Below are 15,780 nucleotides of genomic sequence, written 5' to 3'. Positions count from 1 at the left end.
TTAAACGCGGAAGTTTGCAATCAGGTTTTGCTGGTCTTGTGCCAAGTCTGCCAGAGCTTCACTGCTCGAAGCTGATGCGCGTGCATCTTTCTCTGCTTCATAAGCCACGTGCGCAATACCATTGATGTGTTCTGCAACATCATGGCTCACCTTGATTTGTTCTTCGGTCGCCTGAGCTACGTGCACAGCCATCTCGTGAATGGAATTCATGCGTGAAACAATGTCCTGCAGGGTTTCATCAGTCATGCGGGTTTGTGTCAGACACTCTTCCATCTGTTTCTGACTGGTGCTCATGGTTTCCGCCATACGCGAAGCATTGCCTTGCAGGTTGTTGATCATCTGCTGAATTTCTTCTGTCGACTGCTGGGTGCGAGTCGCTAGGGCGCGCACTTCATCTGCGACAACGGCAAAGCCACGGCCATGAGAACCTGCACGTGCTGCTTCAATCGCTGCATTCAGTGCCAGCAGATTGGTTTGCTCTGCAATATCCTGAATCACATGCAAGATAGAGCCGATGTTGTTGGAGTATTGGTTGAGCTGCTGGGTGTTGTTCACCGCCTCTTCGATGTTGCCGGAGAGCTGTTCCGTCAACTGACGGCTGCGGGAAACCTGTGAACGACCACTATTCGCCGCATCATTCGTACTTTCTACTTCTGACACTGTTAGTTCCGTAGAGCGGGAGATTTCCTTTGCGCTCACTTCCATCTCAGAAATTGCTGCTGCTACCTGATCGGTTCGAGATTTTTGGTCTTCTACCCGTGACATGGCGCTTTCGCTAACGTTTGCTGCACGGCTTGCCTCATCAAGCAGGTGCTGTGCACCGTCACCAAATTTGGCTAGTGTTTGCGCCATGGTATTCGCCAGTTCATCAATCGAGCGACTGAGCTCTCCAAACTCATCCTGCGCGTTGTAGTTTGCACGGGTGCGCATGTCGCCGTCGGTCATCTTATCGAGCACGTTTCGGATCAATGCCAGGGGCTTTTGAATACTGCGAGTGGTGCTGACGCCAACCCAAAGGCTGACAACCGCAGCAATTGAGGTCATCAGAATGACATAAAGGAAAGCTTCGCTTACTGCTGCTTCAGCATCTTTACGGCTGCTGGTGGCCAGTTGCTGAGCGTACTGAGCGTAACCTTCGAGTTGACCCTGAATATCTTCCATCTGGCGGTTGGTCCGTTGGCTTTCCTGTTGAAGGCGGGTATTAACCTGCTGTTGTTGTCTCAGCACTTCAATCAGGCCGTTATCACCTAACGTCAGTGACTCGACTTTCTTCAGGTTTCTTGAGTAGCGGGCTTTTACATCATCCTCTACGTTAATCAGCTCAAGGCGTTTGAACGCGATTTCGATGTCCTTTGCCATAGTGGCACGAAGCTTATCAAGGTTGGTGTCTTGATCAGCGCGGCGCAGCATTTTCAGGTCACGGGCAATACCACTGGTAATGAGTTCTGCGCGGTTGTGCAGTGAGCGCTTCACAGAAGCTTTTTGCAAAAGAAGGTTAGCAGCCCACTGGTAGGTATCCTCTAAACGCAGGAATTTAAGATCCAACGCTTCTCGCTCAGCAATCAACTGGTTGGCTTGCTTCTGCAGCTCAATCAGTACTTTTGCCTGCTCAAAGTAGCCGTTCGACGCTTGTGATATAGCATTCAGTTGCTGGCGTTCGGCGTCAGTCGGGCGCCCCTGTTGAGCGGTGTTGAGCGCGTCAAAGAAGCGGCGTTTCTGTTCTTCAAATGTTTGGTCAATTTGGCTTGATTCAGATGGGTCATTGTGGAAAGTTCTTACCAATAGGTTGGTGCGCATCAGCTGAGTGATCAGATTTCCGGATGCAACAACCATGGGGGTGGATTGGTCGGTGATTTGTTCAACCTTGCCCTGTAGGGTCTTGGCGTTGAACAGGCTAACGCTGCTTAGTGATGCCATTAATACGAACATTAAGACAAAACCTGCAACTGTTCTCTGTACGACGGACAACTTCATTGTTCTCTCACTCTACGACAGTCTGGCGATGGGGATTCAAACACTGCGCGGCATAGCACGGCAGCCTTGAGTCACAACGGCTTCCAAATTTTCGCCTCTAAATAAAGGCTTGGGAGAAACCAAAAAAAGGCCGAGGATTGTGACATCAAACATTCATATCGGCACACCGTACGTTGTTCTTTAATGAAAAAATGCTATCTGACGCACAAATAATTCGCGGATTAAAATAAATTATGAACAAGTGTATCGAAAGTGATTCTATGTGTACGGATTGTTGGCTATTCAGTCTGAAGGAGTATGGGTTTGCAGTGACGAGTGGAAGGTACAAAAAAAGCCCCTTGTTCGGGGCTTTTGATAAGAGAGGAGATTAATGTGTTACCACTTTTTCTTAGGCGCAAAAAGTTCGTCCAACTCGTCGCCTTCTTTTTCTTTTGGTTGCTGGGCAGCAGTGGTTTTATTCAGCGCGGAATTGACATCTTCCAGCATGGCGGAGAGGCTTTCTTTCGCTGATTGACAGTATGGGTCATTCTTGGCGCTCACCACATCCAACGCCTTTTTCAGCAATTGTTGGGCAGTACCCATCTGACCTTTGATCTTCGCATCGTTTACGCGTTTCAACACATTCTCGATGTTTATCTTCATTTGCATCTGCTCAAGGCGCGAGTTTTCAGCCACAAACGCTTGAGTTTGCATACGGCCCTTGGTGTGCTCTGCCTTGATGACTGCGCGAAGACGCTTGACCAACTTCAGCATTGAAATGGCTTCGCGATCGGTGTCAGGAACACGGAAAGAGGTGGATTCTTTGTTTTGGTAAGCCTGCTTGATCTGATTAACCTGTTGCTGCACATCAGCGATACGCTGAGGGAGAGAGCGATCGCTCTTGTCGATCTCGTGCATGGTTTTGAGAGCATCAAGAATTTTCTGGTTCAAACAAACCAGCAGGGACCCGCTGTAAGGAAGGTTATGTGCGTTACCGATCAGCTCTTCAGTGGCATCAATAACTGCAATATATTTAGCCATTTCCTGGCGCTTTGATGACTCCACGCGCTGACGTTGCTGGGCCATAATGTTGTAGCCAACAATAAGACCGAGCAAAATGACGCATAGGCCAACAATTAAGGCGATATTCATAAGTGAGCGTCGATAATCCCTGTTTAAACGATGACTGCCTAAGATACACGATCTGCTGATAGGGTCATAGTTTGTTAGTACTATTTTCGATCTTAGCTAAATTCTGACGTAGCGTAATCCTTTTCTCCAACTTACTGCGCCAGAACGCACGTTTATTTACCGCGCTATCATTAAGTTATCGCCCATAATCATTAGCCTTGAAGCCAAGGCAAGGTAGGGTATTTTGGGCGCTGGATAAAGGTTACGTGCTATAAGGCTACGCCTTCGCTGAATTTAGCGCTATAACAGCATTAGTCCCATTTCTCTCTTGCTGCAACTTTATGAAATTACAACAACTAAAATATATCGTCGAAGTGGTTAACCACGACCTCAATGTTTCTTCTACAGCAGAAAGCCTTTACACGTCCCAACCGGGTATTAGTAAACAAATTCGTGCGCTCGAAGATGAGTTGGGTGTGCAAATTTTCGGTCGCAGTGGAAAGCACCTCACTAAACTGACTCCCGCTGGCAGTCAGATTGTTGAAATTTCAAGAGACATTCTTTCACGGGTCGACAGCATCAAATCAGTGGCACAGGAATATACCAACCCGGAACGTGGCCAGTTGAATGTCGCGACGACCCATACGCAGGCGAGATATGCATTGCCTGATGTGATTTCACGTTTTGTGAAACGCTACCCGAAAGTATCCCTACACATGCATCAGGGAGCCCCCAGCCAAATTGCTGATTTTGTTTTAAAGGGGACATCTGACTTTGCCATTGCAACAGAAGCATCGCACCTTTACGAAGATTTGCTGATGTTGCCTTGTTATCACTGGACGCGTTCATTGATCGTACGGAAAGATCACCCGCTGGCACAGCGTTCTTCCATCACCATTTACGATATTGCTCAGTACCCGTTGGTGACTTATGTGTTCGGTTTTACCGGGCGCTCCAGTTTGGATACAGCGTTCAACAAAGCCAAACTCAAACCAAATATTGTTTTTACTGCCACGGATGCTGACGTGATTAAAACTTATGTCCGTCTGGGGGTGGGTATTGGTGTGATGGCTCGTATGGCCTATGACAATGAATTAGATAAAGATTTGGTGGCGATAGATGCCAGTCATATTTTTGATGCCAGCACGACACGAATTGGCTTCAGAAGAGGCACGGTACTTCGAGGCTATATGTACGATTTCATCGAGAGTTTCGCATCGCATCTTACCCGCGAAACCATAGAAAAAGCGATTCAGATAAAAGACCCAAACGAAGTAGAGAAGTTCTTCGACCAGTTTGACCTTCCTGTGCGATAGCCTTCGTTAAGAGAAGTCCTGCACCTCTCCCTGAGATGGGTATATACTTCGCCTGTTTTTCCGGTGATTCCGCAATGCGGGTGGAGTACTTTCTTGTCAGTGCCCTTCAATGTTCTCACTGAACGCTTTACTCAGTTAGATGCTTTATTGTCTTTGCATAAGGCGTTTTGGCAGGGCGTTCCCTTTGATTGCCTCGACTTACCGTGGCGAAAGAGCCATCCAGAACTATGTGAATGGTTGGACTCTCAATCTCTTCAGGAACTGGAAACCTGGAAAGCAAACCCTACAGCATTAGCCAAAGTGCTCAATGAGTGGCTTCCGGAAGCAGACGCTTTTGTCAGTTTATCTGCGATAACACAGCAAGAAACCGAGGATGTTTCCTGTGACTCTCATTGGTCGACCGGGGTTCCGGGCCGTAAATGGTCTCAAGTCAGTACGTTCACGGCGGCAGTGCCCGGTGGTGAAGGAGAGCGCTGGTTAGAATGGTGCGCTGGTAAAGGTTTTTTAGGACGCATTCTGGCGGTAACGAAAAAAGCAAATGTCACCAGCTTGGAGTGGCAGCAGGCACTCTGTGAGGATGGGCAGGCTTACGCTGCTCAGCATCAGTTACCGATGCAGTTCGTGCAGGGGGATGCCTTTGCCAAAGAAAGCCAACAGCTCGTTGAAGCGTGTGATCACGCGGTTGCCCTGCATGCGTGCGGTGACTTGCATGTGACACTGTTACGTCACGCGGTGGTAGCCAAACCTTCATCGGTATCAGTATCACCTTGTTGCTATCACTTGATTCAGGACAAGCACTATCAACCTTTGTCTTCGTTAGCAAAAGCGTCGACATTGTTGCTTAGTAAGCACGATTTAAAGTTACCGCTGCAGGAAACCGTGACGGCGGGACAAACCGTCAGGAATAAACGTTTTGTCGAAGTGAGCTTCCGACTTGGTTTTGATGCGTTACAGAGAAGTTTGTCTGAATCTGATAAATATTTACCTGTGCCCAATGTACAAAAATCTTTGTTGAATGAGGGTTTTGAGGCATTCTGTTATTGGGCGGCTGAACAAAAAAGCATCATTCTGCCAGAGGGCATTTGTTTCGATGATTTCCTTCTAATCGGAGAAACCCGCTTCCATACCGTAGAGAAGATGGAGACAGTAAGAACGCTGTTCCGACGCCCCCTCGAAATATGGTTGGTTCTCGACCGGGCCCTTTACCTGACAGAAAACGGCTACCACACAGACATCTCGACATTCTGCTCTCGCGAACTGACGCCGAGGAATTTGCTTATTCATGCCATAAGGAAAAAGTGAATGGCACTGAGCACGGAAGAACTTGTCTTAATCACACTGGCATTGAGTGCCGGTGCTTTTGTTCAAAGTTTGATTGGCTTTGGGCTTGCCATTGTATCTGCTCCAATCCTAATGTTCATTGAACCCTCTTTGGTTCCTGCGGCAGTGACACTTGTGACGCTGGGACTGGCGATAGTGAATACCTGGCAATACCGCAGTCAGTTGTCGTTCAAAGGGATCAGCTGGGCATTCGTCGGGCGGATACCGGGAACCTTTGTTGCTTCCGCGTTGCTGTTCTATCTCTCCGTCAATGCGCTTGAGTTACTGATGGGGGCAGCAGTGCTGATTGCTGTAGTGGCTAGTATCTTCAAATTTGCCGTAGAACCAAACAACAAGAACATGTTCTGGGCGGGATTTGCAGCTGCCGTTATGGGGACAACCACTGGGATAGGCGGTCCACCGATGGCATTGGTGCTGCAGAAAATGGATGTGGTGAAACTCCGGGCGACGCTTGCAGGGTATTTCATTTTCAGTTGCGCGATTTCTTTAGGTGCGCAAGCTATGGCGGGATACTTTGAGCTATGGCACTTGAAAGTTAGCCTGATCTCCTTGCCATTTGTTCTGTTGTCTTCTTTATTGGCACTTCGCCTGGCGCCTTATGTCAGGGCTGAGTGGGTAAGGTACGGATTGCTGATCTTATGTGGTTTTGCCGGTATCGCGCTTCTCAGCAAGGGGCTTGCTTAGTCGACTTAAACCAGAGGTGCTTTGCCAGTTTCACAGATGCAAAAAAGCCAGCGATAATCGCTGGCTTTTCTCATGGCTCAAAGGCCCTTTAAAACTTTAGGCTGACCTGCATACCAATGAACTGGCTGTCATATGGCGTACCCGCATCTGCCGCATAACGCGCTGCTTCCTGGTTGTTGAACCATGGGTCATAGTTCATGCGAACGTCAGTGTCGCCTTGCCACAAGTTGGTTACCCAACCGTGGATGTGACCTACAGGGTTCAACAGGAACAGGCTGACGCCACCCAGCGTATCTGAACCTAAAACTTCGCCGCCGTCAGCAACAATGTTTTGTTCGGTCAGATACATCCACTCACCGACAGCCGCACCAAACAAAGGTGTGACGATGATGTCCTGAATCGAAGGAACTTCTGCAAAGGCTTCCACACCGTATTCCCAGAAAAAAGTCGACATGGTGAACGAGTAAAGGAAAGACTCAAACTCGTTGAAGCCAGAGTGACGCGCAGCGGTGTAGTAAACACCACCAAAATAAGGGTGCATCACATAGTTCAGGTAGTGGTCGTCTTTATCCCAGACAGGACCTTCAGATACGTTGTCCCACCACTTTTTACCAAGGTTGGAAAAGTCACGATCTTCTGCTGTCCAGTTGGTGACGCTTTCAGGCAAGAAAGTCATCAGGCCAACAGTTGCCACACTTAGGCCAAGAATGGTGTAGGTCTGACCCATCAGGTAATCCCAGTCTTTACCGGAAGAGGTAGATAGGTAACGAGGCAGTCCTTGTGAACGGTACTCATTTACATCAAAAGAATACCCGTTCTGGATAGGCTTGTCTGTCTCCAGCGCAGTGTGGCTGTAATTCAACTGGTTGTTGTAGACATAGGCCTGCTGCTCGAAGTTGATGGTGGACGCATCGAATGCAGAGACAGAATGAGTTACAAATAAAGCGGCGGCTGCGATAGTAGAGCGAAAGCGCACGTAGGATCTCCCACACAAACAAAATGCCAAACCTCATCGCGACAAATTGTGCGAGTGGTCTGGCATATAAATTCTTGAGTTAGACGAATTTTCGTCCGTCGATGCGATTCAGTACGTCCTTTCTGAACGGCACCGATACATATGGTTACTACCCAATACCGTGTGCTAATTGTGAGGCAATCACGGAAAGGCCGCTAATCATAGCAACGGAAAGGGCTACTTTTCCACCGGAAACTTGATATTGGTCGCGATTTAAACCTAAACGGCGCACTTTCAGAGCCATTAAAACGGGAAGTACGACAGCCAAAATGACCAATGCTATGGAGGCAAAACCTAAAGCTGCAATGAATCCTTGCGGGTAAAACAAAGCGACCAGCATGGGAGGGATAAAAGTCACTAAACCAGTTTGAATTCGGCCTTTTGTAGATGCTGGGCGTTTCAACATATCAGCCATGAAGTCAAAGAGACCCAGACTCACGCCCAGAAAGGAAGTCGCGAGAGCCAGATCAGCGAATAGAGGAATCGCATTGGCGATGCGCGTGGAATCTACCGCCGCACTGATAGATTGAATGAACATCCCCAGATTAGAGTTTTGAGAAAGCGTTGACGCCCCTAATACACCAAAACTTGCGGCTTGCCAAAGTACGTAGATAACCAGAGGTAGTGCTGACCCAATCAGCATGACTTTTCTTAGTACTTTAATGTTAAGCCCAGTGTAGGCGACCACTGAAGGGATGCTGCCATGAAAGCCAAATGAAGTGAACATGACTGGAATCGCTGCGATGAGTAAGCCTTCTTGAAGAGGTAGAGACACCAGATTCTGACTCTTGCCTAACGGAAGTAGTAAGGCAAGAGAAAGACCGAGCAATACGACTTTGAGTAAAAACAGTCCGCGGTTAATCACATCTACCTTTTGGGTACCTAACATGACGACGGTAGCGACCAGCACAGTAAACAGCACAATCCCAGTATTCTGAGGAAGCGACTCTGCCATCCTGAGTGCAGACAATTTGTTATGGAACTGGCTACCACCGCCCGCAATGTAAGCGGCGCAAAGTGCGTAAAGTAGAAACAATGTGGCGGCCGTTGCAACCCACTGTCCTTTTTTGCCAAGGAATTGTCGTGCCAGACTATTTAGGGTCGCGTTTGCTGGTGCATGTTGGTGAACCTCTAGCATTAATAATGCGGTATAGCTCATCAGCATCCACATGGCGAACATCAGGAAAATGGACTGTGTGAATCCCAGCCCGGCCGATGCAAGGGGGAGTGCCAACATACCGGCTCCGATGGTGGTGCTAGCAATAATGAGAATGCTTCCTAAAACTTTACTGCGCATAGTCGACTTCTTGTAATGATATATTTACGAAATTGGCATGGAACCGGGTTGATACTTCTGTTGCCACGCCAGAATATAGAATTCTATTTTGCTGTAAAGATAAATGTAAGCATTAAGGTACGGTTGATGTAATTATTTATTTGCGATTGAAGTTGTTCATCCAAGCTGTGAAAGCACGTTGAATTTGAATCGTATCTGGTGAGTATTTTTTGTGCTTGAACGGGCTTCCTGATAACGTTTGAGTATTAATACAGTCCGAACAAGGAGATATCGGTGGAACACAGCAAACTTCGAGTTGCAATGCTCAGCACTGGTGAGGAAGTGCTTCACGGAGACATCACCGATACCAATGCGGCTTGGCTGTCTAGACGCTGCTTTGAGGAAGGGTTCGCTATGCACCGCCGTGTGACGGTGGGAGATGCTCTGGATGACATCGCCATTGAGCTAGTTAGATGTAGTCAGGTGTCTGATGTGGTGATCGTCAATGGTGGTCTTGGGCCAACCACGGATGACCTGACTACAGAAGCCATGGCAATGGCGATGGACGTCGATCTCGAACTGAACAGCCTTTGGCTGACGGAGTTAAAAAACCGTTTTGAAAAGAACGGCAAGACAATGCCTAAAAGCAACATCAAACAGGCAATGTTACCCGAAGGCAGCGAGTTGGTAGATAACCCTGTAGGCAGTGCATGTGGATTTGCTGCCGGACTTAATGATTGTCTTTTCTTCTTCACCCCAGGTGTGCCGAGTGAGTTCAAGCAGATGTTCGATAACGAAATTCTGCCAAGGCTTCAAGAGCGCTTCCCCAATACTTACCGCCGGGAAATTAACCGCTTCTATACTTTTGGCTTCTCTGAGTCTCTACTGAACGACAAGCTTGAATCATTGGCGTTACCGGAAGGTTTCGAGTTAGGCTACCGTTCCGCCTTACCTTTCATTGAAGTGAAAGTGTTCTCACCACGACAACACTCGGATATCTCGCTGGTGGCTGATGGTGTGCGTAATGTCCTTGGTGATTTGATGGTAGGTGATGGCCTTCCCATGCTGGAATCTGTAGGTGTATTGCTCGAGGACTGTGGTCTCACTCTGGCTGTAGCCGAAAAATTCTCTGGTGGTTATCTCACCAATTGGCTGAACCAAGATGACGATACGCGCCAAGCACTTGTCCAGTCTTGGGTGTTGAATGAATCAACACTGACAGCAGATGGAGATTACAATCCGCTGGCTGCTGTGCTCGCCATGGCTGCTGCTTCCCGTGAAAATGCCGGTGCCAATATTGGTCTTGCTTGCGGAAATCTTGAAGCAGACAGAGTAGCTCTTGGTTTGTCTTCTCAGGAGGGCGATTGGGGAGTGATCGTGAAGCCCCGTCGCAACCAGACACCGGAGAACTTTCGGATTTACTGCAGCACCATGTTGCTCGACCTGTTGAGACGTTATCTAACCGGTCAAAACATGTTCCCAGAGATTGCCTCTCTTGTGACGTTGGAATCGCTTCATATTCCCGTCGAGGAAGCACAAGACCCTGAACAATGAAAAAATGGCCTGATAATCAGGCCATTTTTCTGCATACATTCCAACGCTATCGGTAGATATTTAGATTGAGTGCTTTCGCGAGTTCCGCAATCATCCTCTGCCCGCGCACACTGTTGCCGGATTCATCCAAGGGCGGAGAGAATGCCGCAATGCCACATTTCCCCGGAGCAACGGCAAGCAATCCTCCACCCACGCCACTTTTGCCGGGAAGACCCACTTCAAATGCCCAGTCACCGGAGTAGTCATATAAACCTTCCATGGTCATCTCTGCGAGTAAAGGTGCCACATTGTCTCGGGACATAACCTGATCACCAGATAGTGGATTGACACCTTTGTTTGCAAATGTGGCGGCTAGCACAGCCAGGTCTTTACACGTGACGAGTGTGGAGCACTGTCTGGTGTAAACCTCGCAAGCTTCCATCGGATCGCAGTAACAGTTCCCCGCGGCGTAAAGCAGCCATGCGATGCCACGGTTATGGAAATTGGTGGTTTGTTCAGATTGGTTGATTTCCTCTGACAGTGTCACGTTTCCCGCGCTGATTCGACGCTGCATGTCCAGAATGCGTTGCCACCTTTGTTCTGGATTATCTGCTGTTAACAAGCTGACACTGGCCATTGCGCCCGCATTGACCAACGGAGAGAGAGGCTTGTCTTGATGTTCACATAAAGCCAAGACGGAATTGAATGGAAGGCCAGTAGGTTCCGCTCCAATCTTTTCACGAACCGTTTCGGATCCGACATCTTCCATCAGCAAAGCCAGCGTCACCACTTTGGATATGGATTCAATGGCAAAGCCAAAGTCACTGTCGCCAGCTTGATAAACGTCACCATCAGCCGTGACCACGACTAAAGCTGCTAGTTCTGAAGGAACTGAAGCAAGATAAGGAATGTAACTGGCATTCTCACCACCGGGGAGATCGCGAAACTGATGGTAAGTATCGTTAACCAAAGCCTGAAGCTCGCTGGCGGAAGGTAGATGACTCATTGCGCGTCTCCTTTTCCTTCTCGATGCATTTCGGTGACAGATTCCGTGTGTCGGTCTGAATGATTTTCAATGCCAGGATGCACACCCTCTACCTGCCATGTAAATGGTGCAAAGTCTGAGTTTTCGCTCCGCCAGTGCGGTTTCCTCGCGGCATATATCAGAAAAGGAATAATCGCGAACACCAGACTGAGGCCAACAAGGATAGAAATAAAGGTTGTTGGGCTACCCACAGCAATCTGACTGGGTGGGATAAAGCTGAACGCGAAGGCAATCGCCGAGCTGGTAAAACCCACCCCGGCAAACACATACAAACCTTTCTTTCCTCCCGGCACACGATAGGGGCGGGGTCGGTTGGGCTGACTGAAGCGGAGGTAAATCGCCGCTGAGAACATCAGCATATACAGAGTGAGGTAGATAACGGCAGCTAGCTGACTCAGGATTTGGTAAGCCGCTTCTACCGACGGCAGAACCACGAAGGTAACGGCAAGGAAACTCACAATGATGCCTTGCACTAAGAGAATATGGGTCGCCATGCCATTCTTGTTAGTGTGCTGCCAGAACCTTGGCATATAACCCGCCTTGGCGACTTCAAGCAAACCAGTGGATGGGCCTGCAACCCATGTGACAATCCCAGCCAGCACGCCAATGGCGAGGCAAATCGCCATAATCGGACCGAGGAAACCCAGTCCTGCCCATTTGAACATGTCAAAGTAGGCCACTAACAGGCTTTGGGTCAGGTTGATATCTGCACTTGGGATTACAAAGGCGATGGCGAGTGTGCCAAGCACAAAGATCACCACAGTACCCAATGCCGCCATACCAATGGCAAGGGGATATGAACGGGTAGGGTTATCGAGATCTTTTACGTGGATGGCGTTCATCTCCATCCCGGCATAAAAAAGGAAAATACTGGCGGCCAGCACCACATTGTTGAAGTTGGAAAGGTCAGGCACCAAGTCTTTCCATTCCATTTCAATCTGGATTTTTTCGCCGCTGAACAGAAAGGCGAAGCCAAGCAGTATCAGGATAATAGCGGGAATAATGGTACCAATGATACCGCCCCATTTAGACAGCAAGGTAAAGGCTGCTACCCCGCGAAAAGCGACAAAGGTTGCGAACCAGTAAATTGCGAGCACGATAGCCAAAACGAAGAATTTGTTTTCAGATAGTGCAGCATCAAAGGTTTGGTCCGGGCCGATAAAGGCCAGCGAAACAGCACCAAACGTCAATGCCGTGGGAAACCAAACGCACACCTGAACGAAGAGCAAGAACATTGCCATAAAGGCGAGCTTTGGCCCAAAGGCTTCACCAACCCAGCGAAATATGCCGCCTTTTTCGGGCCAGCCTGTAGCGAGCTCAGCCGCGACCAATGAGACAGGCACCAGAAAGAATGCCGCAGCGAAGACATAGAAGAACACTGAGCTCAATCCATACTCGGCTTCTGCAGGCAGCCCTCTGAGGCTGACTACGGCCACAATATTCATGATCGCGAAGGTAACGACGCTGATTTTTCCTACTTCATTTGCGCCAACTGAAGAATCTTTTTTGTTATTCATTTGGATAGTCCTTTACCTGTCAGGCCGGATCTGGCCTGACAGTGGGTGATGTAAAGAGCTGTAAGACAAAGATCAGCCGTGGTGGAAAGTAGAAGTCGCACCAGAGTGGACTTGCGGGTATTGCTTGAAGTAGTCAACGCAGCGCTTCAGATCCTCCAGTAGCAACGCAACCATGTCTTTGCTGACGCCATGTCGGATCATAATGCGTTGAATGACAGTGTCCTGACGATTGCCAGGAAGAGGATAAGAAGCAATTTGCCAACCTCGCATTCGCATTCGGTCAGAGAGGTCATAGAGGGTAAATCCCCAATCGCCTTCTTTTAGGCTGTAGCTCAGTGCCGGTAAGCCTCCACGACCGTCGTAGAAAAGATCGAAGGGTCCAATCTTAGCTATCTCATCTGCAAGCCACTGAGCGGTATTCAGACACGTCGTCTGAATGCCTTTATAGCCATCAAAGCCAAGACGAAGGAAGTTGTAGTATTGCGCGACAATTTGCCCACCTGGCCGCGAGAAGTTCAGCGCGAAGGTCGGCATGTTCCCACCGAGATAATCCACGCTGAACACTAAGTCTTCCGGAAGATGCTGTTTATCGCGCCATACTACCCAGCCAACGCCGAGGGGGGCGAGCCCGTATTTGTGACCAGAGCTATTGATGGAAACCACGCGGGGCAACCTAAAATCCCATTTCAATTCAGGATTAACAAAAGGTGCAATAAATCCACCTGAAGCGCCGTCAACATGAATAGGAATGTCGAGACCGGTTTCCGCTTGGAGCTCATCCAGCTTTTTGGAAATGGTTTCTACCGGCTCGAATACACAGGTGTAGGTCACCCCAAGAGTCGGAACCACCCCGATGGTGTTTTCATCGACATATTCTGAAAGCTTGTCTGGGTTCATGCAGACTTCGTCACCATCAAGCGGAATTTCGCGCATTTCCACATCGAAGTATCGGGCGAATTTGTGCCAACAAATTTGCACGGGCCCACAAACAATATTGGGTTTATCGGCGGGTTTTCCCTGTGCCTCGCGTTTCGCTCGCCAGTTCCATTTCATGGCAAGGCCGCCCAGCATGGCTGCTTCCGAAGAGCCAGTGGTTGAACAGCCGACCGTAGTGTCACTCTCCGGGCTGTTCCAAAGCTTAGCGAGGATATGAACACAGCGGGCTTCAATTTCTGCGGTTTGGGGGTATTCATCTTTATCGATCATGTTTTTGTCGATACAGACATCCATCAAATCGTGAACACTGGGCTCCATCCAGGTCGAGCAGAACGTCGCCAAATTCTGGCGCGCGTTGCCATCCATCAACAACTCATCTTTCAACAGCTGGGCAATCAGCTCCGGTGATTGGCTTTGTTGGGGAAGAGAATACTTGGGAAGCTGGGTTTGAGAGAGGGCCTCTTCGTAAATATCTTCTATTTCTGGGTCTTGTTTGTTGGTGAAGTGCAATCCCATTGTCTGCTCCTTATAAGGGTTTTTATTGCAGTCCTGATTGAGTTTTCAACGGTATGGAAAATCCTAGGTGCGCCTTACTCGTTGAGACCTGTTTCAGTATTAGATTGCATATCTCTATGAAGTGACTGAAATATGAGATAAGAGGCAGAGAAGTCCTGAAGGTGACATATCTGTGAGCGGAGAATAAAGTGCGCCCAATATAAGGCGCACTTTAGAGTGAGGAGAATTATTTAAACAAGTTCGGTAAGAACATGACTAACCCTTCGGAGAAAGTCAGTAACATCAACACAGCGAACAATGCGCCCAGCAGAGGGGCTGCTTCACGCACAAAGTCGACCATTCTTACCCTGAGTATCGAGCAAACGGTAAACATCATGGAACCAAACGGCGGCGTGACACCACCAATCATAATGTTCACGATAACCACGATACCGAAGTGTACAGGGTTGATGCCAAGGTTAAGCACAGCTGGTAGCAGCAGTGGCGTGAGAATGATCATCGCCGCACCGCCTTCAATGAACATACCGACAACGAGCAGAAGAATGTTGATGATCAGCAGTAGCGCATACTTGTTATCGGTAAGACCAATCAACATGGATGCGACGTTCTGGGGAATTTGTTCCAGAGTCATGTAGTAACCGAAGACCAATGCACCCACGATGATAAACATGACGCTGCTGGTGCCTTGGATGGTTTCCCGCAAGATCTGCACAAAGTGCTGAGGTTTAAGCTCGCGATAGATCAAAAGGCCAATGATGGTACATAACAACACCGCAATCGCACCGGCTTCTGTTGGCGTAAACAGGCCAAAGCGCATACCCAGGATGATGCCGAATGGGATCAGCAGCGCAGGTATGGCTTTCCCAAAATAATGAAAGCGCTCTTTTGCTGAGGCGGGCTTTTCACGGGAAGGCTTGTAGTTACGCTTTTTGGCGATGAAAGCGATGGTGATCATCAGTGACGCTGCCATCAAAAACGCAGGCACATATCCGGCAATAAACATCGAATGCACAGATACGTTGGCGAGCAGCGCGAAGATGATGAGGTTGATGCCTGGTGGGATGACTGGGCTGATGCTGGAAGAAGTAGCAGTGACAGCGGCAGTAAACGCCACGTCGTAGCCTCGTTTCGTCATCTCAGGAGCCAGTATCTTTGACTGCATGGCAGCATCAGCATTTGCAGAGCCTGAAATGCCACCCATAAGGGTACTCAGCATGACGTTCACATGTGCTAAGCCACCGGTTTTATGACCAATCAGAGAGTCAGCAAAGGCAAGCAGGTTCCGGCTTATTCCCGAGTAGTTCATGATTGACCCGACCATAATGAAAAAGGGTATGGCCAAAAGGGGGAATGACGACACGCTGGAAATAAAACGCTGCATCACCAGGCTGACGGGCAAAGAGTCATTGATAAACAGGAAGTACACCATTGCTGATGCTATTAAAGAGAACGCAATGGGGATGTTTAAAAGGAATAAAACAAAAAGAAGTATGATAGGTATATAGATATCCACTGCA

12 protein-coding genes are annotated in these 15,780 nt (G+C 48.7%); 4 read left to right on the top strand and 8 right to left on the bottom strand.

Features of this window, described 5'->3' with window-relative positions:
• On the bottom strand, positions 1–1,974 hold the full coding sequence (locus tag K6Q96_RS11630) for a methyl-accepting chemotaxis protein (protein WP_256481724.1): 1,974 nt from the start codon (positions 1,972–1,974) through the stop codon (positions 1–3).
• A 375-nt stretch (positions 1,975–2,349) separates the two neighbouring features.
• Complete coding sequence (locus K6Q96_RS11625; protein WP_251875887.1) at positions 2,350–3,105, bottom strand: DNA repair protein; 756 nt, start codon at positions 3,103–3,105, stop codon at positions 2,350–2,352.
• 320 nt (positions 3,106–3,425) lie between these two features.
• Here K6Q96_RS11625 and cysB point away from each other — a divergent pair, with 320 nt between their 5' ends.
• From cysB to K6Q96_RS11610, 3 genes are all read left to right on the top strand, one after another.
• Positions 3,426–4,400 carry an HTH-type transcriptional regulator CysB gene (gene cysB / locus K6Q96_RS11620; RefSeq protein WP_251875885.1) on the top strand — a complete coding sequence of 325 codons (975 nt, stop codon included), beginning with the start codon at positions 3,426–3,428 and terminating at the stop codon, positions 4,398–4,400.
• Positions 4,401–4,493: 93 nt separating this feature from the next.
• A complete protein-coding gene (locus K6Q96_RS11615; RefSeq protein WP_251875883.1) occupies positions 4,494–5,702 on the top strand; it encodes a methyltransferase in 1,209 nt (402 codons plus the stop codon).
• On the top strand, positions 5,703–6,425 hold the full coding sequence (locus K6Q96_RS11610) for a sulfite exporter TauE/SafE family protein (protein ID WP_062660877.1): 723 nt from the start codon (positions 5,703–5,705) through the stop codon (positions 6,423–6,425).
• An 88-nt stretch (positions 6,426–6,513) separates the two neighbouring features.
• Here the strand turns inward: K6Q96_RS11610 and K6Q96_RS11605 are convergent, their stop codons facing one another.
• Positions 6,514–7,401, bottom strand: coding sequence for a DUF3943 domain-containing protein (locus K6Q96_RS11605; protein WP_251875881.1), 888 nt, complete (start codon positions 7,399–7,401; stop codon positions 6,514–6,516).
• Between the two features lie 148 nt (positions 7,402–7,549).
• On the bottom strand, positions 7,550–8,737 hold the full coding sequence (locus K6Q96_RS11600) for an aromatic amino acid transport family protein (protein WP_251875879.1): 1,188 nt from the start codon (positions 8,735–8,737) through the stop codon (positions 7,550–7,552).
• Positions 8,738–9,010: 273 nt separating this feature from the next.
• Here K6Q96_RS11600 and K6Q96_RS11595 point away from each other — a divergent pair, with 273 nt between their 5' ends.
• Positions 9,011–10,270 carry a CinA family nicotinamide mononucleotide deamidase-related protein gene (locus tag K6Q96_RS11595; RefSeq protein WP_251875877.1) on the top strand — a complete coding sequence of 420 codons (1,260 nt, stop codon included), beginning with the start codon at positions 9,011–9,013 and terminating at the stop codon, positions 10,268–10,270.
• Between the two features lie 46 nt (positions 10,271–10,316).
• Here the strand turns inward: K6Q96_RS11595 and glsA are convergent, their stop codons facing one another.
• The 4 genes from glsA to K6Q96_RS11575 form a co-directional block, all read right to left on the bottom strand.
• Positions 10,317–11,255, bottom strand: a complete 939-nt coding sequence (gene glsA, locus K6Q96_RS11590) for a glutaminase A (RefSeq protein WP_251875874.1) — start codon at positions 11,253–11,255, stop codon at positions 10,317–10,319.
• Positions 11,252–12,811, bottom strand: coding sequence for a glutamine/gamma-aminobutyrate antiporter GadC (gadC, locus tag K6Q96_RS11585; protein ID WP_251875872.1), 1,560 nt, complete (start codon positions 12,809–12,811; stop codon positions 11,252–11,254). The genes glsA and gadC overlap by 4 nt, the downstream gene beginning before the upstream one ends.
• A 72-nt stretch (positions 12,812–12,883) precedes the next feature.
• Positions 12,884–14,263, bottom strand: a complete 1,380-nt coding sequence (gene gad / locus K6Q96_RS11580; RefSeq protein WP_251875870.1) for a glutamate decarboxylase — start codon at positions 14,261–14,263, stop codon at positions 12,884–12,886.
• A 226-nt stretch (positions 14,264–14,489) separates the two neighbouring features.
• The gene (locus K6Q96_RS11575; protein WP_251875868.1) at positions 14,490–15,776 is read right to left on the bottom strand and encodes a TRAP transporter large permease; all 1,287 of its coding nucleotides are present in this window, start codon (positions 15,774–15,776) and stop codon (positions 14,490–14,492) included.
• Positions 15,777–15,780: the final 4 nt, after the last annotated feature.

This window comes from Grimontia kaedaensis (assembly GCF_023746615.1).
Lineage (GTDB): Bacteria > Pseudomonadota > Gammaproteobacteria > Enterobacterales > Vibrionaceae > Enterovibrio > Enterovibrio kaedaensis.
Note: the sequence above shows the minus strand (reverse complement) of the source record. Positions and strands in the feature narration are given on the sequence as shown.